22 protein-coding genes are annotated in these 21,362 nt (G+C 30.0%); 10 read left to right on the top strand and 12 right to left on the bottom strand.

Features of this window, described 5'->3' with window-relative positions:
• The 12 genes from TOPB45_RS04870 to mraZ are packed head-to-tail and all read right to left on the bottom strand — an operon-like array spanning nt 1 to nt 12,134.
• A complete protein-coding gene (locus tag TOPB45_RS04870) occupies nt 1-732 on the bottom strand; it encodes a cell division protein FtsQ/DivIB (RefSeq protein ID WP_013909741.1) in 732 nt (243 codons plus the stop codon).
• Nucleotides 717-1,649, bottom strand: a complete 933-nt coding sequence (gene murB / locus TOPB45_RS04865) for a UDP-N-acetylmuramate dehydrogenase (RefSeq protein ID WP_013909740.1) — start codon at nt 1,647-1,649, stop codon at nt 717-719. The genes TOPB45_RS04870 and murB overlap by 16 nt, the downstream gene beginning before the upstream one ends.
• Complete coding sequence (gene murC / locus TOPB45_RS04860; protein WP_013909739.1) at nt 1,621-3,015, bottom strand: UDP-N-acetylmuramate--L-alanine ligase; 1,395 nt, start codon at nt 3,013-3,015, stop codon at nt 1,621-1,623. The genes murB and murC overlap by 29 nt, the downstream gene beginning before the upstream one ends.
• Entirely contained in the window at nt 3,005-4,090 is a 1,086-nt protein-coding gene (murG, locus tag TOPB45_RS04855) for an undecaprenyldiphospho-muramoylpentapeptide beta-N-acetylglucosaminyltransferase (protein WP_013909738.1), read from the bottom strand. The genes murC and murG overlap by 11 nt, the downstream gene beginning before the upstream one ends.
• Nucleotides 4,087-5,490 (bottom strand): UDP-N-acetylmuramoyl-L-alanine--D-glutamate ligase, encoded by a 1,404-nt coding sequence (gene murD, locus TOPB45_RS04850; protein ID WP_013909737.1) that lies wholly within the window; start codon nt 5,488-5,490, stop codon nt 4,087-4,089. The genes murG and murD overlap by 4 nt, the downstream gene beginning before the upstream one ends.
• Nucleotides 5,491-5,495: 5 nt before the next feature.
• The gene (gene mraY / locus TOPB45_RS04845) at nt 5,496-6,575 is read right to left on the bottom strand and encodes a phospho-N-acetylmuramoyl-pentapeptide-transferase (RefSeq protein ID WP_013909736.1); all 1,080 of its coding nucleotides are present in this window, start codon (nt 6,573-6,575) and stop codon (nt 5,496-5,498) included.
• Nucleotides 6,575-7,990, bottom strand: a complete 1,416-nt coding sequence (locus TOPB45_RS04840; RefSeq protein WP_013909735.1) for a UDP-N-acetylmuramoyl-tripeptide--D-alanyl-D-alanine ligase — start codon at nt 7,988-7,990, stop codon at nt 6,575-6,577. Before TOPB45_RS04840 ends, mraY begins: the two co-directional genes overlap by 1 nt.
• Entirely contained in the window at nt 7,987-9,480 is a 1,494-nt protein-coding gene (locus tag TOPB45_RS04835) for a UDP-N-acetylmuramoyl-L-alanyl-D-glutamate--2,6-diaminopimelate ligase (RefSeq protein WP_013909734.1), read from the bottom strand. Before TOPB45_RS04835 ends, TOPB45_RS04840 begins: the two co-directional genes overlap by 4 nt.
• Nucleotides 9,477-10,478 carry a penicillin-binding protein 2 gene (locus tag TOPB45_RS04830; protein WP_013909733.1) on the bottom strand — a complete coding sequence of 334 codons (1,002 nt, stop codon included), beginning with the start codon at nt 10,476-10,478 and terminating at the stop codon, nt 9,477-9,479. The genes TOPB45_RS04835 and TOPB45_RS04830 overlap by 4 nt, the downstream gene beginning before the upstream one ends.
• Nucleotides 10,479-10,826 carry a hypothetical protein gene (locus TOPB45_RS04825; RefSeq protein WP_013909732.1) on the bottom strand — a complete coding sequence of 116 codons (348 nt, stop codon included), beginning with the start codon at nt 10,824-10,826 and terminating at the stop codon, nt 10,479-10,481.
• Nucleotides 10,823-11,632 carry a 16S rRNA (cytosine(1402)-N(4))-methyltransferase RsmH gene (gene rsmH / locus TOPB45_RS04820; RefSeq protein WP_236608007.1) on the bottom strand — a complete coding sequence of 270 codons (810 nt, stop codon included), beginning with the start codon at nt 11,630-11,632 and terminating at the stop codon, nt 10,823-10,825. The genes TOPB45_RS04825 and rsmH overlap by 4 nt, the downstream gene beginning before the upstream one ends.
• 37 nt (nt 11,633-11,669) lie before the next feature.
• A complete protein-coding gene (gene mraZ, locus TOPB45_RS04815) occupies nt 11,670-12,134 on the bottom strand; it encodes a division/cell wall cluster transcriptional repressor MraZ (RefSeq protein ID WP_013909730.1) in 465 nt (154 codons plus the stop codon).
• 216 nt (nt 12,135-12,350) lie between these two features.
• On the opposite strand from mraZ, the gene TOPB45_RS04810 reads away from it, so the two are divergent.
• The 10 genes from TOPB45_RS04810 to TOPB45_RS04765 all read left to right on the top strand — a co-directional run bounded on the left by TOPB45_RS04810 (nt 12,351) and on the right by TOPB45_RS04765 (nt 21,359).
• Nucleotides 12,351-12,755, top strand: coding sequence for a winged helix-turn-helix domain-containing protein (locus TOPB45_RS04810; protein WP_013909729.1), 405 nt, complete (start codon nt 12,351-12,353; stop codon nt 12,753-12,755).
• A gap of 56 nt (nt 12,756-12,811) precedes the next feature.
• A complete protein-coding gene (gene modA / locus TOPB45_RS08785; protein WP_013909728.1) occupies nt 12,812-13,612 on the top strand; it encodes a molybdate ABC transporter substrate-binding protein in 801 nt (266 codons plus the stop codon).
• Nucleotides 13,609-14,397 carry an ABC transporter permease gene (locus TOPB45_RS04800; RefSeq protein ID WP_013909727.1) on the top strand — a complete coding sequence of 263 codons (789 nt, stop codon included), beginning with the start codon at nt 13,609-13,611 and terminating at the stop codon, nt 14,395-14,397. Before modA ends, TOPB45_RS04800 begins: the two co-directional genes overlap by 4 nt.
• A complete protein-coding gene (locus tag TOPB45_RS04795) occupies nt 14,390-15,064 on the top strand; it encodes an ABC transporter ATP-binding protein (RefSeq protein WP_013909726.1) in 675 nt (224 codons plus the stop codon). The genes TOPB45_RS04800 and TOPB45_RS04795 overlap by 8 nt, the downstream gene beginning before the upstream one ends.
• An 84-nt stretch (nt 15,065-15,148) precedes the next feature.
• Nucleotides 15,149-16,789: a DNA repair protein RecN gene (recN, locus tag TOPB45_RS04790; RefSeq protein ID WP_013909725.1), complete on the top strand. Its 1,641-nt coding sequence runs from the start codon at nt 15,149-15,151 to the stop codon at nt 16,787-16,789.
• Nucleotides 16,790-16,795: 6 nt separating this feature from the next.
• Nucleotides 16,796-17,731 (top strand): tRNA methyltransferase, encoded by a 936-nt coding sequence (locus TOPB45_RS04785; RefSeq protein WP_013909724.1) that lies wholly within the window; start codon nt 16,796-16,798, stop codon nt 17,729-17,731.
• Nucleotides 17,724-18,509 (top strand): SAM hydrolase/SAM-dependent halogenase family protein, encoded by a 786-nt coding sequence (locus TOPB45_RS04780; protein WP_013909723.1) that lies wholly within the window; start codon nt 17,724-17,726, stop codon nt 18,507-18,509. The genes TOPB45_RS04785 and TOPB45_RS04780 overlap by 8 nt, the downstream gene beginning before the upstream one ends.
• Nucleotides 18,506-19,921 (top strand): UDP-N-acetylmuramate--L-alanine ligase, encoded by a 1,416-nt coding sequence (locus TOPB45_RS04775; RefSeq protein ID WP_013909722.1) that lies wholly within the window; start codon nt 18,506-18,508, stop codon nt 19,919-19,921. Before TOPB45_RS04780 ends, TOPB45_RS04775 begins: the two co-directional genes overlap by 4 nt.
• Nucleotides 19,922-19,941: 20 nt before the next feature.
• Complete coding sequence (locus TOPB45_RS04770; RefSeq protein ID WP_013909721.1) at nt 19,942-20,514, top strand: type II secretion system protein; 573 nt, start codon at nt 19,942-19,944, stop codon at nt 20,512-20,514.
• Nucleotides 20,515-20,516: 2 nt separating this feature from the next.
• Nucleotides 20,517-21,359 carry a type II secretion system protein gene (locus tag TOPB45_RS04765; RefSeq protein WP_013909720.1) on the top strand — a complete coding sequence of 281 codons (843 nt, stop codon included), beginning with the start codon at nt 20,517-20,519 and terminating at the stop codon, nt 21,357-21,359.
• Nucleotides 21,360-21,362: the final 3 nt, after the last annotated feature.

The following is a 21,362-nucleotide window of genomic DNA, read 5'->3' as shown; positions in this document are numbered from 1 at the left end:
CTAACCTCTAAATTTTATTAATGCCGAACCTAATGGATAATCAAATCTTATAAGTTCTACTTTTTCAACCAATTCTTTTTCATATAAATAAGCCATTATTTTGTCTAAATTTTTGTAAAAATAGGTCCAATCTTTTTCAGAAATAAGAGGAAAATAGATTTTTATACCATTTTTAGTAACAAAAATAAGTTTATCTTCTTCTAAAGTAACTGTAGCTAAATTCTCATAAACTGGTAAATAATTTTTTTGATTTTTTAACCAAACTAAAAAATTTAAAAATTTTTCTTTAAATTCTTCGTTTTTAATTTCCACAACCGGATAAAATTGATAATCTTCAGGTAAGATTGGCTCTATAATAACTCCCTTTTTATCTATAAGATAGCCTCTATTATTTTGGGTAATAATTGCAAGAGGCTCTTTTTCTTTTATTTTTATTTCAAGTGCACAGGGAAGATGTCTAACTATAACAACCTCCTCAATCTTAGGATTAAGAAGGATTCTTTCTTTTATTTTATTTATAGGAATAGAAAAAAGCCTCTCCCCACCTTTCAAACCAGTTAATTCTATAATTTCTCTTTCTGTAACTTTTTTATTGTTTAATACCTTGATTTCTTTTAACACAAAAAGATCTGTAAAATAGAGTAAATATACAATTCCAGCAAATGTGGAAATTATACTTAAAATGATCCAAAAATACTTATTTTTAACTAAATTTTTTATTGAAGAGAACATCCTAAAAAATTTACCTCCGGCTCAAGTTTTATTCCAAATTTTAAAAATACTTTTTCTTGAACTAATTTCATAAGTTGTAAAATTTCTGAAGCCTTTGCATTTCCGAGGTTAACTATAAAATTGGCATGTTTTTCAGAAATTTTGGCTGATCCTATCTGATAACCCTTTAAATTACAAGCTTCTATTAATGCACCAGCATAAAGAGAGGGAGGATTTTTAAAAACAGAACCAAAGGTTTTTTCAAAAAGAGGCTGACTTTCTTTTCTTTTCTCTAAATACTTTTTAAGAAGATTTATTATTTTACCCTTTTCCATTTTCTTTAATTCAAGCTCTGCACTAATAACTATGCCATCTTCTTTAAATTTTCTATATTCCCAAAGATCTTCTTTAGCTTCAATAGTTTTTATCTTTCTATTTTTAAAGATTTTTATGCTTTTTACCAGTTGAGAAATAGTATTTCCAAAGGCTCCTGCATTCATTTTTATAGCCCCACCCAAAGTTGCAGGAATGCCTCCCAAAAATTCAATGCCTCCAAATCCCTCCTTTATTCCCATTCCTATAATTTCATTAATCCTTGTACCTGCAAGTATTTCTAAAATGATATTTTCTTTGCTTTCTTTAACTATTTGTATTCCTCTAAACTTACTGAGATTAATCACTACTCCGTCAAACCCCTCATCAGATACAAGAAGTTTACTCCCTCCACCAAGTATAAAAAAGGGAATTTCTTTTTCTTCAAGAAATTTTAAAATAGCTAATAAATATTCTTCTTTCTCTGGAAAAATCATTCTTCTACAGGGACCACCAACTTTAATACTTGTATAAGGAGCTAAAGGTTCATCAATTTTAAAAAACACATTTAATTTCCTTAATCCTTCGTCTAATTCTTTAAACCACATTTTTTGATCTTTCTTCATTTTCTTGTTCAAGAAGCATTTTATGCAATTTATAAATATTCCCTGCTCCCATAGTTAAAATTATTTGATTTTCTCCTGCTATTTTTTCAAGGAGTGCAAAAATTTCTTCGAAAGTTTCTCCATAAAAGGTAGGATTAGGAGTCCTTATGTTTTTAATACTTTCAAAAAAGATAAAACCAGAAATTCCAGGAATTGGTTTTTCACTGGCAGGATAAATATCAGTTAAAATTAATATTTCAGGTTCTTTTAAAACAAGCAAAAATTCATCCCATAAAGCTTTCATTCTGGTATAACGATGAGGTTGAAAGACAAGCACCAGTTTTTTATTTGGATAAACTTCTTTAATCGTAGAAAGGGTGGCTTTAATTTCTGTAGGATGATGGGCATAATCATCCAATAAAATTGCTCCCCTCCAAATACCTTTAAAATCAAGTCTTCTTTCAACACCTTTAAAATTTTCTAATATCTTTATTACTTCAGAAATGGGAAGGTTCAGTATTAGAGAAACTCCTATGGCTGCTAAAGCATTCAAAGCATTATGTTTTCCTGGAACAGAAAGTTTAAAAGAGGAAAGAGGTTTATCTAAATAGTAAACTTCAACTTTTGGATAGGCAGAATCTTCAACAATTTTCCCTACAAGATGGTTTTCCTTGGAAAATCCATAAAGTAAAAATGGACCTGAAATTTCTTTTAAAATTTCCTTCACCCCAAGATCATCTCCACACAAAATTACTTTTCCTTCTGGAGAACATCTTTTTATAAAATTTATAAAAGCTTTTTTAATTGCGTTAAAATCTGCATAAAAATCAAGATGCTCTTTATCAATATTTGTAATAACTTCTATATAGGGATTATAACAAAGAAAGGAACCATCACTTTCATCTGCTTCAGCAACTAAAAATTCTCTCTCACCAAGAAGGGAATGAGTTTTAAAATTATTTATTATTCCTCCCACTACTACAGTAGGATTTTTCCCAAGTTTAATTAAGATTTCAGCAATCATAGAAGTTGTGGTTGTTTTACCATGTGATCCTGCTACCACAATATTTTTAGGATAAAGATTCATTACCTCTGATAACATCTGAGCTCTTGGAATTACCCATATTCCTAACTCTTTTGCTTTTAAAAGTTCAGGATTATCTTGAGAAATAGCTGAAGAATAAACCACAATATCAACTGAATCTAAATGAGAAGGGGAGTGTTGATAATATACCTTAATTCCTCTTTTTTCTAATAATTTTGTATATTTGCTTTTTGCAATGTCACACCCATCTACCTCATATCCTAAGGAATGCATTATTAAGGCAAGACCACTCATTCCAACTCCACCAATACCGATAAAGTGAATTTTCTTCTTATGAGACATTTTTCACTAACCCCTCCATCTCTTCTATAATTATTTTCCTTGAATCTTTAACAAAAAAACTTTTCATAATTTGAGACATTTTTTTCAATTTTTCTTCATTCTCAAGTAAAGATTTTATCTCTTTTAAAACTCTTTCAGGAGTAGCCTCCTTTTGTCTTATTAAAATTGCTCCGCCTTTTTCTTCAAGAATTTTTGCATTTTTTTCTTGATGATTCTTTGTAGCATAAGGAAAAGGAATAAAAATAGCAGGAAGTCCAACTGCAAAAAGTTCAGCAAGAGTGGTTGCTCCACATCTTCCTAAGAACAAATCAACTTGACCATAAACCCAGCTCATATCTTCTATAAAAGGAAAAACCTTTAAACGGGATTTATTTTCTTCTTTTATCAAATTTTTATATTCTTCTTTAATTCTTTCAAAGTCATCTAAACCGGTTTGATGAATAATTAAGAGGTTCTTATATTCATCCAAAAGTATAGGCACTATCTTTAAAGATAGCTCATTTATAAACCTTGCTCCTAAGCTACCCCCTAAAATTAATAAACCTTTTCCAGAATGTTCTCTTGGTTTCAAATTTAATAAGTCTTCTCTTACAGGGTTTCCTGAAAAGACTACTTTTTTCTCAGTAAAATATTTTTTGCTTTCTTCTATACTTACAAAAATCTTATCTACCATATAGCTTAGAATTTTGTTGGCTAATCCTGGTTCTATATTTTGCTCATGAAGCCCAATTTTTTTGTTTTTAAGTTTTCCTGCTACCACAACTGGAAAGGAAATATAACCTCCTGTAGCAAAAATAATATGGGGATTAAAATCCTTGATAAGCTTATATGCAGATCCCGTAGCTTTAATCATTTTTATAAAGGCTCTTATTTTATCTTTTAAGGATCTTCCTATAAAACCTTCTACATCTAATCTATAAACTTTAAAGGGCTTATTTCTTAAAATTACTTCTTCTATTTTCCTTGTGCCAGAAACAAAAGCTATTTCTCTTTGCATTTTTAATAATTCTTGAGCAATAGCCACTCCAGGGATTATATGCCCTCCTGTTCCACCAGCAACAATAAGCCACTTCAATGGAGTATCACCTCTTTCTTTTCTTTAAAATAAAAGGGAGCTACTTCTAAAACTATTTTTCTAAAAACTTCTCCCCTTTCTTTATAATCATTAAATTGATCAAAACTTGAACAGGCGGGAGAAAGAAGCACTGTATCTCCTGGTTTAGCAAATTTTATAGCTAAAAGGGTTGCAGAACTTAAGGTTTCACTTAAGTATGTTTCAGTAATTCCATTTAATTCTTCAGCCATAATAAAACGAGATTCACCCATTAAAATCAAAATTCTTACCTTTTCTTTTATATAAGAGATTAAAGGAGCATAGGAAGCACCTTTGTGTTTTCCTCCAAGAATAAGGATTATAGGTCCTGGAAGGCTTTTTAAGGCTTGTAAAGTTGCATCAACATTAGTTGCTTTAGAATCATTTATAAAATAAACCCCTCCAAATTCTCCTATATATTCAAGTCTATGAGGAAAGCCTCTAAATTCTTTTATTAATCTTTCTATACTTTCTTTAGTTGCAGAAAGAAGCCTTGCTCCTAAACTTGCTACCATAAAATTTATTTTGTTATGAATTCCAAGAAGTTTAAAACCAGAAAAGGAATAAAATTCCTTATTCCCCAGATTGATAATAAAGAGGTCTTCAGAGGAAATATTACTTAATTTGAGATAAGCTGTAGCTTTCTCATTTTCTTTTTCATCAAAAAAGAGAATTCTACTTTTTATTAATTTACCAAACCTTTCAAACCAAGGTTCATTAAAAGGCAAAATGGCATAGTTATCTTCTTTTTGAAATTCAAAAAGTCTATATTTATAGTAGGCATATTCTTCATAGGAATTATATCTTTCTAAATGATCAGGACTAATATTTAAAAGGATTCCTACCTTAGGAGAAAAGGTATAAATATTTTCTAATTGGAAACTTGAAACCTCAAGCACGATCTTATCTACCAAAACATTTGAAACTACAAGTTCAGATAAAGGAATTCCGTAATTTCCACCTGTAAAAACTTTGTATCCCGAAAGTTTAAGAAGTTCTGAAACCATAGCAGTAGTTGTTGTTTTCCCATTAGTACCAGTTATAGCAATAGTTTCTTCTTTATTTTTTAAAAATTGCCAAGCAATTTCAAGCTCACTCAACACTGGTATATCCTTTTTAAGACAATCTTTATATATTTCTCTTGGAACCCCGGGACTTGTTATAATAAGATCTGCTGAAAGGAGAGTATTCTTTTTGTGTCCCCCTAATTCAAAATAAACTCCCTGTGCTCTAAAAGATTCTAAAATTTCTGAAGGAAACTCTTCTAATTTTCTTACCTCAGAAACTATAACCTCAGCTCCTTCTTTTAAAAGAAGCTTAGTTACTGCTTTTCCACTTTTTCCAAAACCTAAAACTACTACCCTTTTACTTTTTAATTCCATAGGTTCTACCTTATCTTTAAAGTACTTAAAGCTATAAGTCCAAAAATTATAGATACAATCCAAAATCTAACTACTACTTTATTTTCTGGCCAACCCTTTAGCTCAAAATGATGATGTAAAGGAGCCATCTTAAAAATTCTTTTTCCCTTAGTAATTTTAAAATAGGCAACTTGTAATATAACTGATAATGCCTCAAGGACAAATAAACCTCCAGCTATGACCAAAAGAAATTCTTGTTTTATTATTATAGCAATAGCTCCTAAGGTTGCTCCTAAAGCAAGAGAACCTACATCTCCCATGAAAATTTCAGCAGGATGAGAATTATACCACAAAAACCCTAATCCAGCTCCCACCAAAATAGCACATAAAATAGCTAATTCTCCAGCATTAGGTACATAGGGAAGGTATAAATAACTCGAAAATTTTATATGCCCAGCTACATAGCTTAAAATACTATAAACTCCAGCAACCACTATGAAAGGCACTATAGCAAGTCCATCAAGTCCATCAGTTAAATTCATAGCATTGGAACTACCAATTATTACCAACATGCTAAAAATTAAATAAAGGATACCAATATCAATAATTAATTTTTTAAAAAAAGGAAAATTAAGGGTTGTAGAGAAATTTAAAAATTTAAATAAAACTAAATAAAATATGCTTACTATTATAATTTGAGCTAAAAATTTCTCCCTTGCCCTTAATCCCAAATTTTTTTTTCTTTTTATTTTTAAAAAATCATCTAAAAACCCTACAAATCCAAAGCTTAAAAGAACAAATAAAACTATCCAAATTAAATAATTGGTAAGATTACACCACAAAAGAGCAGAAATCATAATAGAGGTAACTATAATGACACCTCCCATGGTAGGGGTACCTGTTTTAGCTTTATGATGAGAGGGGCCCTCTTCTCTTACAATCTGTCCAAATTGTTTTTGTTTCATAAATCTTATAAAATAGGGCATAAAAATGTACACCAAGATAAAGGCAGTCAAAGCTCCACAAATCATTCTAAAGGTTATATATTTAAAAACATTAAATATAATAGAGATATCTTTTAAAGAATAAAGAAGGTGATAAAGCATTAATTTAGCTCCTCATATAGCTTTTCTACTACCCTTTCCATTCTTAGAGCTCTTGAACCCTTTACTAAAATATTTGTTTTCGCCTTTTCTTCTTTAAATTTCTTAAAGGGAATTTTTTCTAAAAATTCTTCAACACTATTAAAAATTTCACAATTTTTATTTTGGGTTTCTCTTTTAAAACCCTCTTTATAACTTTTTGCCATCTCACCTATAAAGATAGCGAAATCAGCAACCTTAGCCACAAGACTCCCTATTTCTTTATGAAATTTCTCTGAGTCTTTTCCCAATTCTTTCATATCTCCTAAAATAACTATCTTTTTTTCGTAGTCTTTTGAAATTTCTTTTAAAAATTCTAAAGCTGCTTTAACAGAGCCAGGATTAGCATTGTAAGTATCATCTATAACGAGAAAGTTTTCTTTCTCAAAAATTTTAAATCTTTTATAAAGAGGAATTTCTTTTCCTACTAAAGGAACAATTTCTTTTAAATCAAGTTTTAAGGAAATAGCTACACAAAGACTTGCTAAAAGATTTAAAAGATTGTATTTTCCTATATTTTCTATCTCCAAAGGATAAGAGCTTTTTTTAAAAATTATTTCACCTTGTATTTTGTTTTCAGAAAAAACTAAATTTTTTATAGATAAATCTGCATTTTCATCAAATCCAAAAGAGAGCTTATTTTGTGAAAAGGGTTCTACCCTTTTTCTTAAAATTTCTTGATCAAAATTATAAATAAGAATCCCATCTTTATAGGTATTTTTAAATAAACTTATTTTTTCTTCTAAAACGCCTTCAATAGAATTTAATCCCTCTAAATGGGCAGGATAAATGGAGGTTATAACTGAAATATGAGGTTTTACAATCTGAGAAAGCCTTTCTATTTCTCCTTTTTGATTAGTTCCAAGTTCAAGTATAACTACTTCTGTATCTTCTTTTATAGAGAGAAGTGTAAGAGGTACACCTATTAAATTATTATAATTAGCTTGGTTTTTAGAAGTTTTGAAAAACTTAGAAATTATATTATAGCTTAATTCTTTGGTAGTGGTTTTTCCACATGAACCTGTTATAGCTACAAAAATAGAATTAAGTTTACCTCTCCAGAAACTTGCCAAATCTCCTAAAGCTTTAAGAGTATCCTTTACCAAAATTATAGAAATGGTTTTAGGAATTTCCTCAATTTTGAACCCTTTTGGAAAACGAGAAATGACTAAACCCTTAGCACCTTTTTCTATAGCATCTTTGTAAAATTCATGCCCATCAAATTTTTCACCTTTTAAAGCAAAGAAAAGATAACCTGGTTTAATAACCCTTGTATCTGTTGAAATTCCTTTAAACCATATCCCCATATCTCCATTTATAAGGATACCTGAAGTAGCTTTTATTATGTCTTCTGTAGATAGATTAATTTCTACATTCATTTTAAGTCTAAGGTACTTATAATTTTCAAAATTTCTTCCTGATCAGAAAAAGGATATCTTTTACCTTCTATCTCTTGATAAGTTTCGTGCCCCTTCCCGGCAACTAAAAGAACATCCCCCTCTTGTAAATTTTTAATAGCAAATTCTAAAGCAGATCTTCTGTCAGGAATAATTTTATAAGGCTTTGACGAATTAATACCTTTTTCAATATCTTCAATAATTTTTAATGGATCTTCAAATCTTGGATTATCTGAAGTTAAAATTATTCCATCAGCAAGCATACTTGCGACCTTACCCATAAGAGGTCTTTTACCTTTGTCTCTATTTCCACCACAACCAAAAAGCACAATTAATCTATTTTCTTTAATCGAACTTAAACTTTTTAAAGCTTCAGCTAATGCCTCTGGTGTATGTGCATAATCTACGAATATTTTAGCACCTTTATATTCAGTTACCAATTCCAGTCTTCCAACAGGATTTTTAAGTTTTTTAATGGGTTCTAAGAGGTCTTCAATTTTATATCCCATAGCTAAAAGAATTCCTAAAGTGGTGGTCAGATTTTTAGCTTGATAATCTCCTAAAAGTTGTGTTGAAATTTCATATTCTTTGTCTTTAATTTTAATCTTAAGGCTTAATTTGTTTTTTTTCCTTAATATTTCACTTTTAATTTCTTCATTGTTAACTAAAAGCGGAGAAAAATCTTTTAATTCTTCAGCTAATCTTTTACCATATTCGCTTTCTAAGGAAATAACTATTTTAGAATTTTCTTTTAAATATTCTTTAAAAAGTTTTTTCTTTGCTTGATAATAATCTTCCATATCTTTATGATAATCTAAATGATCTCTTGAAAGATTAGTAAAAGCTGCTATGTCAAAGAAAAGCCCCAAAAGTCTATCTTGATGTAAAGCATGTGAGGAAACTTCAATTACACAAGCTTTAAAATTTTTATCTACCATTTCTTTTAATAGACTGGAAATTTTTAAAATGGAAGGTGTAGTTTCAAGGGCAGGAATAATTCTATCTGTTTCGTAAAAAAGAGTTCCTATATATCCACATTTAACACCTAAAAAATTTAAAATGTTTTTAGTGAAATAACTTACTGAAGTTTTTCCATTTGTTCCTGTAACACCAATTAAAAATATTTTTTCTTGAGGATTTTCAAAAAAATTCAAAGAAAGGGTAGATAAGGCTTTTTTAATATCTTTAACTTGAATCTGAATAGTTCCTGGGTAAGTCTCCTTAGAATTAATATCACTTTCTCTAATAATTATCAAAGCTCCATTATTAATAGCCTCTTCTATAAAAGCTTCTCCATTAAAATTAGTTCCCTTTCTTGCAACAAAGATAAATCCATCTTCAATCTCTTTAGAATTTTCAGAAATTCCCCTTATTTTTAAATATTTATATGGTGCAAAATTTTCTATAGGTTGGCTTCCATAATAAGCCTTTATAATTTCTAAATTTTTAATAAGTTCTCCTAAAGGTTTCATAACATAGAAATTAAATAATTTATTGTTGTTTTATTTTTATTTAGTAAATCTTTTTCTTGGGGATCAAAAACAAACAAAGAAAGAGCCATTTTATCTTCCTTAAAGGCAACTGTAACAAAACTATTACCTAAATTATAAATGTATTCCTTATCTTTAAAGATTTCCGATTTTGGTTCACAAATTTTTGTCTCTCTAAGCAAAACAGTAGGCTCAACAGGTTTATTGCAAACTTTATCCATATACCATTTAGCAATATGCCAAATATTTATTTTTATAGTATCTTTTTCTTTAAGTGCTAAATTTTCTCCTAAAACCCATTTAAAATCTTTTATTTCAGATGGTGGAATGTTAAATAAGTTTAAAGGATAATAACTACCAAAAGGTCTTAAATTTTCACTTTCTAAATAACAAAGCAATTCACCAGTTTTAAGATCAAAAATAGCTATCCCAAAGGATAAAAGATTTAATCTACTAATAATATTGTAAACCCTTTTTTCTAAATTTAAATCAATAGACAAAATAAGAGGATTCCCCATACTTAGGTGTTCATCAAAAATTTTTTCTAATCCTGAAACTCCATATTCATTAAAAGTTTCTCCTATGAGAGATTTTAAATAAGGTTGTAAAACTTTTCTCTTGTAAGTTTTTTCAATTATTACATTTTTTTCTTTTTTCAAATTTTCAACCTCTTCCAAGCTAAGATCTTCTGAGAGAAGAACAACCCCTTTTTTAGATAAATTTATAGTAGAACCTAAATATTTTTTAAGAAGTTTAATATCTGGGGAACTGAAAAGATTATCATTTTTAAGTAAATAATAGGCTTTATAATTTTCTAAGAATATAGCAAGAGGATTTAAGTTTCTATCAAAAATGTAGCCTCTTTTAACTCTATATTCAGTAGGTTTTCCAGTTACTCTTTCTGCTGAAAAATTAACCATTAAAACTACTAAAACTGAAAGGATACTTAAAAATAACAAAAAATTTTGCTTTTTTCCCATTTACTCTAACCTAAGTATATCTTCTTTTTGGGGTGGATAAAGTCCAAGAGTTTTTGCCTTTCTTAAGACAACATCCCTTGAGGTTAAAAATTGATATTCTCTTTTTAAAGCTTGATTTTCTTTAAGTAAAGAAACTTTTTCTACTTTTAGTTTTATAAGAAGATAAGTATTATAAGCATTAGCTATACTTAAAACAAAAACCAAGATTCCAAGGAAAAAAATCACAATATCAGTTACAAATTCTTTTATCCATTCCTTTAAAGAAATAGCTTCTTCTTTGTTTCTATCCTTTTTATTTTTATAGTTATACTCTATAGTTGGTCTGTAAATCATAGCTTTGTTATTCATATTTTTTCCCCTACCCTCATTTTTGCACTTCTTGCTCTCGGATTTCTTTTTATTTCTTCTTCCGAAGGAGTAATAGGTTTTTTAGTAAGAACCTTAATTCTGGGATCATTTTTAAAAGAAGTCTTTACAATTCTATCTTCTAAAGAGTGAAAAGAGATAACTACAATTCTTCCAGAGGATTTTAAAACATCTGGAAGTTTTTGAAGAGCAATTTCTAAGTTTTCAAGCTCTTTATTAACTTCTATTCTTAAACTTTGAAAAATAACTGCTAATAAATCTTTTTTAGAAGTTTTATAAAATTCTTTTATTGCTTTTACTAAATCTTGTGTTGTTTCGAAGGGTTTTTTCTTTCTTTTTTCACAAATAAATTTGGCAAACTTATCTGCCTTAGGAACTTCTCCTTTTTTAAAAACATTGCTTAAACTTACAAAATCATAATTATTTAAAATATCCTTAGCGGTAAGATTTATAGAAAGATTTATTCTCATATCCAATGGTTCATCTTTTTGAAAGGAAAATCCTCTTTTACTTCCTTCTAAAAGAAAGGATGAAATTCCAAGGTCTAAAAGGATTCCATCTGCTAAAACACCTTCTTTTTGAAGAATCTCTTTTATAAAAACGAAATTTTTATTAAAAAGTTTTACTCTTTCTCCATATTTTTTTAGTCTTTCTTGAGCTATTTTAAAGGAATCCTCATTCCATTCAAAGCCATATAAAATACCTGATGGTTTGGAAGCTTCTAAAATTGCAGAACTATGCCCTCCTAATCCAACAGTTCCATCTACATAAATTTTATTTTCCTTCACATTTAGCCACTCCAATACTTCTTTTAATAATACAGGCTCATGGTGATAAATTTTTTACTCCTGTAAGATAAGGATTTATAATTTGCATAACCTTACTAAAGTTTTCTTTAGTTTCTTTAAATTTAGATTCCAGATACTTAGGATTCCAAATTTCAAAATGGGTTAGCATTCCTAAAAGAATTACTTCTCTTTCCAATTTTATTTCTTCTCTTAAGGATTGAGAAAGAAGGATTCTCCCTTGTTTATCGGGTTGATATTCTTCAGCAGCGCCTAAAAAATATCTTACATATTGTCTTACTTCTGGAATGTCCCAAGGAAGGGATAATAATTTATTTTCTATCTTTTGCCATTCTTCTAAAGGATAGGCAACCAAACAGTCTGGATAATTGGTAACTACTAAATTTTCACTTCCATATTTAACTCTTAAGACTTCTCTAAATTTAGCAGGTAAGCTAAATCTTCCTTTTTCATCAAGAGTATGCTTGAACTTACCTCTAAACATTTTATTCCACTTTATTCCACTTTATACCACTTAGATTATTTAAAAAAAAATAAAAAGTCAAGACCTATTTTATAAATTTAATTAAATTTTATTTTATAATTATTTTACCTTATCCCACTTCGTAAGTGGGATAAACTGCTTATTAGTAATTTCAGGTAAAACTTTTTCTTGATAGTTCTTGACAAATCGTTATGTTTTGTTATATATTGCCATATTATGAAGAAAAAAGGAAGGAAACCATTAAAAGATCCGCACCAGTTTTGCATTGTAGATAGTGAGAAACATGGAGAGTATACACTTAAAGGTAAAATATGGATTGAAGGGAGTGAGGGAACATTTTTGGGTTATGGAAGAATAGCTTTACTTGAAAAAATCAAGCAGTATGGCTCAATTTCAAAGGCAGCCAAAGCTCTAAATATGTCATACAGACAGGCATGGAGACTTATTGCTTCAATGAATAGACAGGCAAAAAAACCTCTTGTTGAAACTCAAGTTGGAGGCAAAGGGGGTGGAGGAACAAGGATTACTGAGACCGCTGAAAAGGCGATCGAACAATTCTGGAAAATTCATGAAAATTTTAAGAAATTTCTTTCAGAGCAAATTAAAAATTTTGAAATTTAGATTAATTTTTTAGGTACAGCGTTATATAAAATTAAATATAATGAGGAGGTGTCAAAATGAAAAGAAAAATTTGGGTGCTTTTGATTTTTGTGTTACTAATGTTTTTTAATTTTGGATACGTTTATGCTTATAAGGATCTTAAGGGGGCTCCAAAGAGCGAAAGTGCAGTTTTTAAAGGACAGAAACTTAAGCTTTATGTAGCAGCAGGACTTAAAAAACCAATGGATGAAATTATCGCCATTTTTGAGAAAAAAACTGGTGCAAAGGTAGTACCAAATTATGGTCCCTCAGGTGGACTTTACACACAAATCAAAATGGGTCAGCCTTGTGACATATTTTTTTCTGCAGACTGGCTTTATATAGAAAAGCTCAAAGAAGACGGAAAACTGGCTGAAGGTCAAAAATTCGTGCAAGATATATTGGTGCTGGCAGTGTCACAAACTGGTAAAAACAAAGTTAAAAGTGTAAAAGATTTGATAAAACCAGGAGTAGTAGTAGGGGTAGCTGATACCAGAGCACCAGTCGGTGTTTATTCTGAAAGAGCTTTAAAGAGAATGAATATTTGGGATAAGCTGGTTTCTTCGGGAAATCTCAGAGCGCGTCCTGCAACAGTAAATCAGCTTGCTATTATGCTTCAAAAAAATGAACTTGATGCAGGTTTAATTTATAGTAGCGTAGCCAAAGCATTTAATGTGGAATATGTTGAAGAAATACCCCAAAAATTTACTGGAGAGATTATTTTTGGCGCAGCTATCATTAAAGGCGGAAATGAAAAACTTGCCAAGGAATTCTTGAATATAGCCAATGACAACATCAACATATTTGAAAAATATGGTTGGAGAGCTGTAAAAAAATGAAAAACAATATTATTAGCGCTTTATTTATTCCACTATTTTTTTTATTGGTAATTTATCCTATTCTTGCATTATTAGGGCATGTTAATGGTGCAGGTATTCTTAAGACCTTTCATGATGTATTATTCTGGCAAAGCGTAAAAAATACTATAGGGGCTGCATTTATAGCTTCTGGATTATGTCTTGTAATGGCAATAGGATTTGGATATTATCATCTTTTTGCAAAAGATTCATATTTATACAGGATTTTATACAAGATTGCCAATTTTATGAATGATTTACCTGCTGCTTTACCGCATACTGTTGCTGGACTTGCTCTGCTTTTAGCTTTTGGACGTAATGTCTTAGGTTTTGTAAGTGATACAGGATTGGCATTTACGAAGGTTTCTGTAGTGCTTGCTATGTTTTTTGTTTCATACCCTCTAGCAGCAAGAGCTATATCTGCCGGTGTAGACAAAATAGAACCAGAGGTAATTGATGTAGCCCGCACATTGGGAGACACCCCTGGTAAAGTATATTTGCGGATTGTGATTCCTTCTTTGGGAACGGTTATGTTCTCAAGTTTCGGATTAGCCTTTGCCAGGTCAATAAGTGAGTTTGCTGCTGTGCTTATGTTTGGAGGAAATGTTCCGGGTGATACTCAGGTTTTAGCATCTTATGTTTTTACTAAAGTTGAAGAGGGTGAAATTGATATGGCGGTGACTGCAAGTGCATTCTGTATTTTATTGTCTTTATTAATAGTAGGATTTTTAAATTTAATAAATAAATGGGAAAAAATAAATGCTTGAGGTTAAAAATATAAGTAAAAGTTTTGTAAATCGTAAAGTTTTGAAAAACGTAACATTAGAAGTAAAAAAATCTGAAATAATGGTTATTTTAGGATTAAATGGAAGCGGGAAATCTACATTGCTTAAGATCATTTCTGGGATAATAAAACCGGATGAAGGTAAAATAATTATTGATGGTCAGGATGTAACTATGCTACCTCCTGAGTGTAGGAAGGTTGGGTATGTTCCACAATCTCCTGCCCTTTTTAATCATCTTTCGGTAAAAGACAATATCATGTATTCGCTGAAAAATCGGCGGGGTTGTGAGAAAACAGCGGAAAAAATAATTAAAATGTTGGGGTTAAAAGACTATTTACAGTTTAAGCCACAACAACTTAGTGGTGGATATAAAAGCAGGGTCTCGTTAGCACGAGCTTTAGTGTCTGAGCCATCGGTTTTGCTTATGGATGAGCCTTTAAAAGAATTTGATGCTCCCACCAAAAAAAAGCTTTTGCCTGAATTTTATAAAGTAATAAAAAGTATAAATATACCGGTGTTGTATGTTACACATGATGTTTATGAAGCTGAGTTAATAGGGGAAAGATTTGCGGTTGTGACTGATGGAGAGCTTATTCATCTTGCTTCAGCATCTGAAGCCCTTGAGTTTATGAAAGGTAAAATACTTTGAAAATTACTTTACCTTATCTCACTTCGTAAGTGCGAAAAGGTAAAAAGGTTTGAAAAATTTTTAAAATGTTTTTAAAATAAGTTTGTGATTTTAGAATTAAAAATTAGTAATCTTGTACTTATAGAAAATATTCATTTAGATTTAGATAAAGGATTTGTTGTCTTTACTGGAGAAACAGGAGCAGGAAAATCTCTTCTTATAAAAGCTGTGAAACTCCTTTTGGGAGAAAAAGGAGGCGCTAATTATATAAGACCCGGAGCTAAAGAAGGAGAGATCGAGGCTATTATTTGGGGAGGAGAAAAACTTTCTCAAAAATTACAAGAAGCAGGATATACCCCTCAGGAAGAAATACATGTTAGAAGAATTTTTTCCCCTAATAGACAAAAAATTTATATAAATGGTTCCCCAGTAACCCTTACTGAACTTTCTAAACTCACAAAAGATTTAATCTTACTTACAAGCCAACACGAATTTTATACTCTTTTATCTTCAGAAAAACAACTTGAATTTTTAGATCACTTTTTAGAACTTATCCCTTATTTAAAAGAATATCAAGAACTTTATTATAAATACAAAAGCTTGGTATCGCAAATAAAAGAAATAGAAGAAAAAATAGCTTCCTCTCAGCTAAGAAAAGATTTTTTGCTTTTCCAAATTAGAGAAATTGAAGAACTAAAACCTAATCCGGAAGAGGAAGAAAATCTTCAAAAAGAAAGAGAAAAATTAAAAAATCTTTCCCTTTTAAAAGAAAAAACCCAATTTCTTCTTTCAAACCTTGAAGAAATTGAAAAAAACTTTTATCAGATCGTTTCTTCTTTTGAAAGCTTAAGCAAAATTGAGCATAAATTTAAAGATCACTATTCTAAAGTTTTTTCTATGTATTATGAGCTAAAAGAAATAGCAAGAGATCTAATTGATTACTCAAGCCATCTTCCTGAAGATGATACAGCATTAAATGAAATAGAAGAAAGGCTTTCTAAATACGAAAAACTCAAAAGAAAATATAAAAGAGATACCCAAGGACTGATAAAACTTTTAGAAGAATTAAAAGAGGAAATAAGCCTTTTGGAAGTAGGAGAGGAAAATTATGAAAATTTATTAAAGGAAGAAGAAACACTAAAAAAGAAATTGATAGAGTCTGCTTTAAAATTAAGTGAAGAAAGATTAAAGGGAATCCCTAAACTCCAGAGCCTTTTAAAAAAAGAATTAAAAGATTTGGGAATGGAAAAAGCTGACTTTAAAATAGAGCTAATACTTAGAGAACCTAAAATTGAAAATCTCGGTCCCTTAGGGCTTGATGAGGTAAAATTTCTATTTTCCTCTAATCCTGGGGTTCCTTTAAAGCCCCTTGAAAAAGTTGCTTCAGGAGGAGAACTTTCTCGTATTTTTCTTGCTTGTAAATCCATTTTAAAAGAAAAAACTGAGGCAGGTAGTTTAATATTTGATGAAGTGGATGTTGGAATTGGGGGTACTACTGCTAAAAAAATTGCTCAGAAATTAAAAGATCTTTCTCAAAATTACCAAGTTTTATGTGTCACCCATCTTCCTCAAATTGCTGTTTTAGCTGATATTCATTATGTAGTAGAAAAGGAAATAAAAGAAAAAGAAACTAAAACCAAGATTAAAAAAGTAGAAGGAGAAGAAAGATTGAAAGAAATTGCAAGGATGCTTGGCGATCCCCAAAATTTAGAATTAGCAAAAAGCTTCTTAGAAGCTCAAGTCTAACTTAAAATGCTTACAGCCCTTCTTCTTTTCTCAGAAGGACTTGATAGTCATTTAGCAGGATTAATACTTAAAGAACAAGGCATAAAAATAATAGCTATAAAATTTATTACTCCCTTTTTTGGATGGAAATATAAAGAAAATCCTTCTCCTTTTTATGAAAAAATAAAGACTCTTAATTTTGATGAGGGACTTATAATAGATATAACCGAAGAATATATAGAAATTCTTAAAAAACCTGAATATGGATATGGAGATTATGCTAATCCCTGTATAGATTGTAAAATTTTTATGTTAAAAAAAGCCAAAGAGCTAATGGAAAAATATAAGGCAGATTTTATTGCTACAGGAGAAGTTTTAGGACAAAGACCTATGAGCCAAAACAAAAATACTTTAGAATTAATAGAAGAAAAAGCTGGAGTTAAAGGGATTTTATTAAGACCCCTTTCAGCTAAACTTCTTTCTATAACAGAAGTAGAAAAAAAAGGACTTGTAAATAGGGAAAAACTTTATAGTATTTCTGGTAGAAAAAGGGCTTTTCAATTAGAATTGGCAAAAAAATTTAATCTAAAAGAAATCCCTACCCCAGCAGGCGGATGCTTACTTACAGATCCACAAATTGGAGAAAGGGTTTTAAAAATTATAAAAGAAAAAAGACCTCTTAATTACAAAACTTGCCAACTTTTAGTATTAGGAAGGCATTTCTTAGAAGAGGAACTTTGGATAGTTCTTGGAAGAAATAAAGAAGAAAACGAAAAAATAAAAAGGATAGTTGAAAACAAATATAAAACCTATACTTTAAATGTTCCTGCACCTACAGCTGTAGTGATAGAAGGAGATCCACCACAAAACTTTATTAAGGATTTACTTATAAAATATTCTAAAAAAGCAAAAAATAAAATTTCAAAAGGAGAAGAAGTTTTTCTTATATCCCAAAATGTTTAAGATAGTTGCATTACTTACTGATTTTGGAATAAAAGACCATTATGTTGGTGTAATTAAAGGAAGAATTTTAAAAGAACTAAAAAAGCCTTTAAATGTAAATTTTATTGATATAACCCATAAAATACCTCCTCAAGATGTAAGGAAGGGAGCACTTAGTCTTTATTTTTCTTATAAATACTTTCCTAAAGGAACAATTTTTCTAACTATAGTTGACCCAGGAGTAGGAACGGAAAGAAAAGCATTAGTAATTAAAACTGATAAATTTATTTTTGTTGGTCCAGATAATGGAATATTCTCTTTAATTTATTCAGAAAATCCAGATTTTATCTCTTTTGAAATAATAGAAAGCAAGGTTTTAAAACCACCTTATAGCTCAACTTTTCACGGAAGAGATTTATTTGCTCCTGCTGTAGCCTATATTTTAGATAAGACCCCCTTTGAAGAATTTTTAAAACCTATTCCTAAGGATAAGCTTAAAGTCTTAGATTTTCCCCTTCCTGAAAAAACTTTAAATGGATATAAGCTTTCAATTTGGTATGTGGATAGCTTCGGAAATATTATTACCAATTTTCACAAAGATATAGTAAAAGGAACTTTTAAAGTTCTGGTTAATAAAAAAGAGGTGCCTTTAGTTAAATCTTACGGATATGCTAAAAAAGGGGAATTAATAGCTCTTTTTGGAAGTGAAGGACTTCTTGAAATTGCAATAAGAGAAGGTTCTGCTTTTAAAGTCCTTTTAAATCCAGAAATAGAAGTTATCTTGGAGGAGGAAAAATGAAAGTTTATTTAATTGGAATTGGTGGAATAGGGATGTGTGGGGTTGCAGGTATTTTAAAGGAATCTGGTTTTAAGGTTTTTGGGTCAGAAAAGGGAAAGCTTTATCCTCCCTCATCTCAAGTTCTAAAAAAATTATCTATTCCCATATATGAGCCCGATCCCCAAAATATTGAAAAAATTAAACCAGATGCTGTTATAGTGGGAAATATTGCTAAAAAAGATGATGTAGAGGTTTTAGCTTCTCAAAAATTAGGAATCCCTCTTTACTCCTTTCCCTCTTTTTTAAACCAATTCATCTTTAAAGATAAAAAAGTTTTAGTTTGTGCAGGAACTCACGGAAAAACAACTGTTACAGCTCTTTTAAGTTACACCCTTGAATACCTTGGATTAGACCCTACCTATCTTGTAGGAGGTGTTTTAAGACATACTGAACTTAATTTTAGAAAGGGAGATGGTTCTTTTGCTGTGGTTGAAGGAGATGAATATCCTGCTTCCTTTTTCGATAAGGAGCCTAAGTTTTTGTATTATAAACCTTTCTCAATTATATTGACAAATTTAGAATATGATCATGCTGATGTCTATCCGGATATTGAAAGTCTTAAAGAGGTTTTTAAAAAACTAATAAGTCTTGTCTCAGAAGAAGGAGTCATAGTTTATAATTTTGAGGATAAAAATTTAGCAAAAATTATAAAAACCACCTCTTCTAAAGCTAAGATAATCTCTTATGGTAAGAACCTTAAAGCTGATTTTGTTTTATTAAAAAGTGAAACCCAATTTAAAAATAAATCTTTTTTGAATTCTATTGTTGTAAATACTCCTTTTGAAAAGAATTTAAAATTTTATCTTTCTCTCCCAGGAGAGCATAATGCCCTTAATGCTTTATGTGTACTTTCTTTACTTTATGGTTTAAATTTATTAAATATTAATTGGAGAGAGGCTTTTAAAACCTTTCCAGGAGTTAAAAGAAGACAGGAAATTTTATATACAGACAAAAACTTAGTGATAATTGATGATTTTGCTCATCATCCAACCGAGGTAAGAGTTACCTTAGAAGAACTTAAAAAAGCTATTAAGCCTCAAAAAACAATAGTTATTTTTGAACCAAGAACCAATTCCAGTAAGAGAAAAGTTTTTCAAGAAGATTATGTAAAAAGTTTAAGTCTTGCAGATGAGATCTATTTAAAGATTCCTCCAAATTTGGAAAAAATTCCAGAAGAGGAAAGGCTTGATATAGATTTTTTATTAAAGGCTTTAAAAAATTTAGGAAAAAAGGCTTATTTTCTTGAAAATAATTTAAAGTTTGATAAAATTTTTAAAAAAACCCTTTTTATATTTATGTCAAGTGCCTATTTTGAGGAATTAGAAAAAATTAAAGAATATATTTTAAAAACCGAACATAAAATAATAAAATAACTAAAAATGGAGGTAGGGTTATGAAAAGGAAAGGATTTACTTTAGTTGAATTAGCAATTGTTTTAGTAATTATTGGTTTAATTTTAGGAGCTATTTTAAAAGGGCAGGAATTAATTAATAATGCTAAGATGAAGCGTCTTTATAACCAATATAGAGAAGTTTTAGCAGCAATTTATACCTATTATGATAGATATGGAGCCTTCCCAGGAGATGATCCTACTGCAAATACTCGTTGGTCAACTACCCCAGGTAATGGAGATGGATTAATTGGAGGTTTTACTTTTAATTGTCCAACAACTGGTGGAGGTGAAACTTGTTATCTTTGGCATCATTTAAAACTTGCTAACATCATCACAGGAAGTCTTGATAATACAGCGCCAAGAAATCCTTATGGAGGAACTGTAGGAGTAGGATATGCAACAGTTCAAGGATTAACTACCCATTGGATTGGTTTTGATAATGTTCCCGGTGATGTATGTTTATCAATTGATCAGCAATATGATGATGGTGTTTATAATACCGGTTCTATAAGAGGTAGTGGAGACTACAGAGCTAATCCTAATACTATTTATGATTTATATATTAGATTATAAAAGTGAAGACTTCTAAAAATTTTGCTTTTACTCTTGTTGAGTTTGCTATTATTCTTGTAGTTATTGGACTTCTTATTGGGCTTGGTGCAACTTTAATAGGAACTCTTACCAAAAGAACAAAATATACTGAAAGTAAGGAAGCAGTAAAAAGAGCAGTTGAAGCCTTTAAGGGTTATGGAATAAGATTTGGATACTTACCTCCTGCAAGACCTATTGATAATTATAATCCTTCCTCTCCCGATCCTTCTTTTAATCAAGTAGGGGTTAATGGTTTTGATGCTCAAGGAAAGGCTCTCCTTTATATAGTTTCCTCTGAATTAACTAATAACTCTACTGATCTTTGCAGTTTAAATTCAACCTCTCTTTCTATAACTGATAAGGGACAACCCAAAAATAATATTACTTTTATAATTATAAGCGGAGGGCTTAATTTTAATATTCAAACAAATACAGCTATTTATCCTCAAGGACAAAATAATGTAGATGATTTTCCTTATGATTTTACAAGACCTGAAGAATATGATGATATAGTAGAGTATGTTTCCCTTTTTGAGCTTCAACAGCAAAGATGTAGTTATGCAACCTCTTCCCCATCTCTTTGCACATCTTTAGAAGTTTATTTAGACAATAATATCAACTCTTATAGGAAAAGCGGAGGAACTTGTTCTTCTGGAAATCTTGTTGTTCTTAATCAAATTGATTATTTGGAAACTTACATTGGTAACAATTGTAATAATCTTTGTGGAAATTTTACTTATTCTAATCTACTTTCTTATGATGCTAATAAAAACTGTAAAATCCGAATCCTAAAACAAGGCAATAGTTGTGTACCTAATGATTATTAATTA

This window comes from Thermodesulfobacterium geofontis OPF15 (genome assembly GCF_000215975.1).
Lineage (GTDB): Bacteria > Desulfobacterota > Thermodesulfobacteria > Thermodesulfobacteriales > Thermodesulfobacteriaceae > Thermodesulfobacterium > Thermodesulfobacterium geofontis.
This window is presented reverse-complemented; position numbering and strand designations above follow the sequence as displayed.